The 3,108-nt window shown below is 32.6% G+C and carries 2 protein-coding genes; both read right to left on the bottom strand.

Features of this window, described 5'->3' with window-relative positions; genetic code table 11:
- Positions 1-407: 407 nt before the first annotated feature.
- The gene (locus PHP06_10890) at positions 408-2,129 is read right to left on the bottom strand and encodes a TnsD family Tn7-like transposition protein (protein ID MDD3841046.1); all 1,722 of its coding nucleotides are present in this window, start codon (positions 2,127-2,129) and stop codon (positions 408-410) included.
- On the bottom strand, positions 2,126-3,108 hold a 983-nt coding region (locus PHP06_10885), incomplete at its 5' end, for a TniB family NTP-binding protein (protein MDD3841045.1). The genes PHP06_10885 and PHP06_10890, both read right to left, overlap by 4 nt.

The following is a 3,108-nucleotide window of genomic DNA, read 5'->3' as shown; positions in this document are numbered from 1 at the left end:
TCATCTTTTGTCCTCAAGTTCTGACCTCCTCCTATGCTTACTTTTGCAATTAAATGCGACATGATGCATTTTAATTGCATCATTATCTATATTATTGCATCATTTCTATATATAATGCAATAATAAAACACAGCATTCTTCTATCATTATACTTAAAATCCTATTTTTCCCTCTATAATTTCTATTAATCTATTGATTTACTATGTTTTGGTATCACTCCTTATTCAATATCATATTTAATATTTAAAACGTGACCTGTATGATTCATTTACCCCAATAAACCATATTTTGCTTCAACTTAAATATTTGCAAAATAAAAAAATTTAATTGATGCAGACACAGATACAACAAAGAATTATGAAAACAAGTAAATAATATTAACTTTCTTATAAGATATGAATATTATACTATCTCGCATTGCGTAAATTTTTGTAAATGTTTACACAATATCCTTTTTCCAATAATAAATTCTCAATATTCTCTATAATATGTTCCATATACCGTGGCTTAACCCCTGCTGTTTCAGCCAAATTCCATATTGTTATTTCTTTTCCCTGTCTTTCTAATTCCTCAATACCCCATTTTATTTTTCTTATTTGGAATTCTTCCAGACTTTCTACTTCTGAATCTATATATGCCTTTACCAATGGGAGTTTATCTTTCTTCTTTGATAGCCATCCGCTAATCCCTAGTTTACTACCTATGGTTGTCCAAGTAATTCTTTCAGGTTTACCTTCTTTCATTTTTGCAATAACTACTTTTACTAAAGGTAGCAATTCCGCATCTCTTTTAGCCCAATCAACAGTGTTAACTGTCGTTTTTATTCTACGATAATTTTGTTCCAACCATTCACTATCATATTTTTTCAGCCAAGAATACAATCCATCGTTATTTCTTCTTATCTGATTACTACTTTTATCTGGATATTGAGCATGAAGTTCAAGCCATTTCTTTCTACATTCATCTCTTTTTATCTTAAATTCTTCGGTGTCGGTGTATTTCATATAATGGTATTTCCCTCCACCATTGAATTTCCAAAATGGCTCTATTCCTAACCTGTCAATCGCTTTTCTAATAGTTTTCGTAGAGGACTTTAGTATATCTGCTATTTCCCTTATTGATAATCCCGACTGGGTAAGTTCTATTAATCTCTGGTCCCACAGTTCCTGATATGCATCAATATTGTTTTCATCTTCAAAACCAAGTTTTTTATTAAATAACTCAACGACAGGAATTTCAAGAAATTTCGCTAACAACAAATATCTTATTGCGTAGGTTGTTCTATCATTTTTTCTTACCATATCAGATAGCCAGCCTCCGCTTTTATCAGGTAGAGAAGACTGAACAAGTTTCAGATATTCATAGCCATAAAACTCTATAAAATCTTCTTTTAATTTCTTCTGGTGAATATAATTGTTCATCCTTGCATAACCTTTTTCAATTAATTTTGCCCGGAATTGATTCTTAAACCAATCAGGTTCTTTAAAGCCAAAGTGATTGTTTAAAAGTATTTCTGCATCCTCTGCCATCCAAAGCATCTTTTCCATTAAATCGCTAGGAAAACTTATTTCTTTTTCTACTATACAATTCGCATGAGTAGCGCTAATAAATCTTTGTCTATTTCCTCCCCTTATAAGTTCCGTACTATTATACAGGGGTATTTTATGTTTTGCACATACAAATACCCCTGTAATTTGATGGCTTCTATGCCAGTATGGTTCTCCAAATCTTTCTATATCCTCTTTAAAACACTCAGGACAAAATCGAAAGTACCGATTTAAAGTAACGGAACTCGTAACAAGACCCAAACTCATGTAAGAAACAGCACCTTCACCATTTCTCATAGTTTTAATTATTTTGTTAGCACGTTCCTCTGGAATAAATGCTGCAAGAAAAGGAAATAAGGTATGTTTATAGATAAAATATTCTGCTGTATACTTTGAGTTTGCAGGCATATTTTCAATTAATGCATCTAATTGTGTAGGCAATTCCATAGTTGCTATACAATTCCTTGTACCAAATAAGTCTTCAAAATTATGTATTTCTTTTATATTACCACTTCGCATACAGTATCGTGCCAGCGTACTATATAATATTTCATCTGGATAAGGTGTTGGAAAAAAGTTCACGATACCACTTCCTTAGAAAAAATATCATCCTCAAAACTAATGATATATCCTGATTCTTTTATAGCCTCATAAGCACTTTTATTATCCTTTTTGCCCTGCTCAACAATAGTTCGGATATCAAGTAAGTTTAATGCCTTCTGTTTTTTCTTTTTTCTCTCTGCTTGTTTCTTAATCCTATCATTTTCAATCTTTGCTGTAGCAACTTCTATTATCTTTTCTGCATTTATATTCTGATTTTGCGAAAGTATAGTATCAATTATTTTTTGAGCCTTCTTAGCATTCACGCCTAAATCAACAAGTTTTATTAAAACCTCCTTTTTCTGCTCAATCAGATTTTCCTGCTTCATTTTGTTCTGTTTTTTCTTTATCTCCTTTGCCCGCAAATCCAGGCTGATAGATTCTTTAGTTCGGGTTAAATAATCAGTATAGTTGATATCCCCTACATATATATCCTCGTACTTAATAATCTCTCTCAGATTATTCGTTTTCAATGCAGTAATCATTGGCTGAATCAGTTTTAAATTCTCTTTTGCCACCTTTTTTATAACATATGGAGTTATCTCTTCCTTTCCCGATGAAATAGCATGGGCTTGAGCAATGACATATACCTTTTTTAATAAATCAGGTATTCCCTGAGTTTCTTCATATAAAACACTGCTTAATTCAGGGGTAAGAGGAGTTTCTTTTCTCGTCCACTGGTAGTGCCATATTGAATTAACTAATAAATCCCATACCTCGCCCTTTGGAATCTTATCGCATACCATATCACCATCAAGACCAGACCCCCTTCGTGCTTTCCTAAAATCCCCTTGGAGTACCTTTACAGCCTTCGGAGTTCCTACTAAAACGACTGGCACTCCTACATTATTTATAAGGTTTACAAAGAAATTTAACATTTTTTCACTTCCGCCAGACCTCGCCAAACTCAAATGTTGTATCTCATCAATCACTAAAATTCCTAGAGCACAATTTCTTGCCA

Source organism: Clostridia bacterium (assembly GCA_028698525.1).
Lineage (GTDB): Bacteria > Bacillota > Clostridia > JAQVDB01 > JAQVDB01 > JAQVDB01.
Note: the sequence above shows the minus strand (reverse complement) of the source record. Positions and strands in the feature narration are given on the sequence as shown.